The 3,941-nt window shown below is 57.1% G+C and carries 2 protein-coding genes; both read left to right on the top strand.

Going from position 1 to position 3,941, the window contains the following annotated elements; genetic code table 11:
• Nucleotides 1-2,182 (top strand): DUF3160 domain-containing protein (locus ABX749_RS24920; protein WP_372898376.1); only part of this gene is annotated, 2,182 nt, incomplete at its 5' end.
• 157 nt (nucleotides 2,183-2,339) lie between these two features.
• Nucleotides 2,340-3,941: FAD-dependent oxidoreductase (locus tag ABX749_RS24915; protein ID WP_372898375.1), on the top strand; the 1,602-nt coding region annotated here is incomplete at its 3' end.

Raw genomic sequence — 3,941 nt, 5'->3', positions numbered from 1 at the left:
TGTCGAGTTCGATTCCTCCTACGCCCGATACGCCGACCTTCCGTTCGAGCAAACGAAACTGGCCTCTTCGCGTGTCATCGAGATGGACAACGCGGTGAAGCGTCGCGAGCCACTTGCCGTCTTTGAGCGAGATCCGACGCGTAAAGTTGCTGTGACGTCGGAACAATTCCGGCACTTCTATCAAGCGTACGCCAATCAGAAACATCCGGTGTTCATCACGACGGACTCGATCTTGAATGCCTTTCATCGGATCCTGGAGGACTCGATTCTGAAGTTGGAGTTTCGTCAAGTCGAAAGGCTGCAACAATTGTTGCCTGCGTTTGACGATCGGCTGGCTGTGGCGAGTCGGCCCTCGGATTCCGACATTGTTCGATCCGCCCGCCGACGCGCGCAGATCGTCATCGGCGTCGCGCGGCAGTTGATCGATGCAAACTATGAGCCCGATTCGGAGATCCGCAGCATCGTACGAGCAGAGACGCAGCGGGTGGAAAACGCCACGGGACACTCAATGCCCGATTGGTTCGGAGAATCGAGACCGTCGTTTCTTGCCATTGACTATTCGCGTTTCACGCCCCAGGGGCTCCACACGCGCGGCGATGTGCTTCGCCGTCACTACCGCGCCGTCCGCTGGTTGCAAACGATCCCGTTTTTCGTCCACGATGACGAGCAACTGATTTCACTGGGCCTGATTGGTGGGGCGGCAAAAGACACCAACTGGGTTTCGTTCGTCGAGACGTATCGCGAGTTCTTCGGTGGCGCCGACGATTGGGATTTGCTGACTCTCAATTCGCTGCAAACAGACTCCGGTGATCTCCTGAATTCGATCGAACCCATTCGAACCAAGCTCTTGGAGCGAATCGACGAGGAGACACCGAGCAGAATCAACGATCTGGTCGCCACGGAGTTTGCCCCCGGAGACCCTCAGGCCTTGTCCTTGCGTGTACTCTCCGCGTCTCGGACTCCCGAGGCAATCCTGTTCCAGTCGGCCGCCGAGTCGATGAAGCCGTCAGGTTCCGTCGGACTGCTCCTGTGCACGGCCCTTGGTTCGAAATTGGCAGCCGAGCTTCTTGCCGAAGCGAACGAATCGGATTCGATTGACGATGCCGATCGCTGGGACGGGTTGCTCGATGACGATTCCGTTTACGGTGCATATCTACAGTGTCTCGGGACGCTGCTGCAGCCGATTGATTCGTCGCCGGAATTCATGTCGACTCGACGTTGGCAATTGAAAAGCTGTCAGACCGTTTTGGGCGGGTGGACGCAGATGCGCCATACGTTTGCACTGCAGGCAAAACAGGACGCTTTGATTCTGAACGAATCGTGGCATGTCGGGGCGGGGTTCGTGGAGCCAAACCCCGAGTTTTTTCATCGCCTCGGTCGATTGGCGTCCAGGATTGAAACGTTGCTCGGTGAATTAGGTGCCTTTGAAATCAATTATGAACACTTGCACTTTCGATTGAATGAATTTGCTCGTTTCTTCACACTGATTCGCGAGTTGGAGAACGAGGGGATTCGGGTGCACGAATTGAACGAAAAATTGGCGAGAGAAGATCGAGAGTTTATCAACGATGTCTACTACAAAATGGGGGCATCGAATCCTCAAGGGTGGCTGGGGCTCCACCAACTCGATGGCAGCACTTCTGAACTGGTATTGGCCGCCCTTGTTCAAGTTTCAGACCATGTCAAACGGGCGGAACTGCCAAGCGATCCGGCCGCGCGTGGCGCGATTCTCAGCGGCGAAAGTAGTTCGGATCGGTCCCGTTGGCTGCGTTTGACGGAAGTGTGTGAGCGGCTTGGTGACCTGGCCAGCAGGCAACTTGACAATCAGACACTGACGGCCCAGGACCAGCAATTCATCACCAACTACGGCGAAACGCTTGCCGCTCTACTTAATTACGAATCTTATTCCGCTGCGCATCCGCTGGACGATGCGATGCGTTGCGTCAGCGTGTTGACTCAGGGCAATGGAAATCACGTTCACATCGCGGTGAGTCGTCCCCAAGCCATCTTTGTGTTGTATCCTCATCAAGGTCAAGAGTTGCTTTGCCGTGGAGCCGTGTTCCCGTATTTCGAATTCAGTGACGAGCAGGTTGTCGACGATGCGTCCTGGAAGACTCGTATCGATCGAGGGACAATACCGGCACGTCCGGACTGGCTGGAGCCGCTGTTTTCAGACGACTAAAGCCGCTCGACCAACCGAATGTTGCACGCACCGGCTCGGGCGAATCGAACGGCGAGAACGTGAGTCTTCCGCGTCGGCCACCGGTGCGTGGCATCGACGGGTGGAATTGGGGGAGGTAGCCTCGGCGAGTATCAAACCAAAGAATGAACACCGAATCATGAAGAAGTGCTATCTCGTTGTTATAGTCCTCGCAAGCTTTTTGACGGGGCCGTTGCATGGTCAGGAATCGACAAATTCCAAGACAGTGTTGTCCAACGCGGAGGTCACGTCGGCAGATGTCGTTGTCTATGGTTCGACGCCGGGCGGGTTTTGTGCTGCGATCGCGGCGGCGCGAGAAAACGCTGCGGTGATCCTGTTGGAACCGACCGGCCATGTGGGGGCGATGACCACCGGTGGGTTGAGCCACTGCGACTCCAATCAAATGGTCCGCAGCACCTTGATGGGACTCTTCGACGAGTGGCATAGGCGAGTCGTCAAGGACTATACCGATCGCGGCTTGAAGGCTCCCTACAACCCGGCGGTGAAAGACCAATCGCGGTGGACGTTCGAGCCACATGTCGCGACGCGTGTCACGATGCAAATGCTCGCCGAATCCGGAGTCACCGTCCTGACCGAACGCTCTCTCCGATCGGTCATAAAAGAAGCCGCGCAGATCAAGGCACTGGTCACGAGCAACGGGACGTTCGCGGCCAAAGTCTTCGTCGACGGTACTTACGAAGGCGATCTGATGGCTGCCGCCGGAGTCGACTGGACGATCGGTCGTGAAGGCCGCGACGAGTATGGCGAATCACTGGCGGGCAAACAGTACCCGAAGCAGAAGATGGACATCGACGGCTTTGATGATGACGGCAAACTGTTGCCGCTGGTCACCACCGACGATGCCGGGCCGGAGGAGGCTGGCGATAGGAACATCATGACGTACAGTTTTCGGCTGTGTCTGACCACCGATCCCGTCAACCGCGTGCCGATGCCGAAGCCAGAAAACTACGACCCGGACCGTTTCGAAGTGGTTCGGCGTGCCTTGAAGGCGGGAGAGAGACGCGTCGGCTTTGACCTTTATCCGCTACCGGGAAATAAGTTTGATGGCAACAATTCGATCGGCGGACAGTTTTCGACCGGCTTGGTCGGTGGGGGTAATCACTGGCACTCGGCGGACGAAGTGGGGCGGAAGAAGATTTGGGAAGCGCACAAACAGTATACGCTCGAATTCATTCACTTCTTGAAAACCGATCCGGCTGTTCCTGCTTCGATGCGCGATCGGTATGCGAGTCTGGGCCTTTGCAAAGACGAATTCGCGAACTACGGGCACTTCTCTCCAGCCCTCTACGTCCGTGAGTCGCGTCGGATGAAAGGCCTGTACGTCATCAGCCAAAACGACATTCTCGACGAGCCCAGCAAGGATGATCCCATTGCGATCTCGTCATTCCCCATCGACTCACACGACGTCCAACGCGTGGCACTGAAAGATGGCGGCGTGATCAATGAGGGCACGATCTTTCCGGTCAGGCGGATTCCGGGCCAGGGTTACGCCTACCAAGTGCCCTACCGTGCGATCCTGCCGAAGCCTGATCAGTGCGGCAATCTGCTTGTGCCGGTCGCGTTGTCTTGCACCCATGTCGGCGTCTCCTCGCTGAGGATCGAAGGCGCCTGGATGGTCATCGGTCAGGCAGCCGGTGTCGCGGCCGCCCTGGCGGCGAAAGACGACGTGGTAGTGCAGGAGTTGGAGTACGCAAAACTGCGTAGCCGGCTGCTGGCCCAG

Origin of the sequence: Stieleria sp. (assembly GCF_041595215.1) — a bacterium.
Taxonomy (GTDB): Bacteria; Planctomycetota; Planctomycetia; order Pirellulales; family Pirellulaceae; genus Stieleria; species Stieleria magnilauensis.
This window is presented reverse-complemented; position numbering and strand designations above follow the sequence as displayed.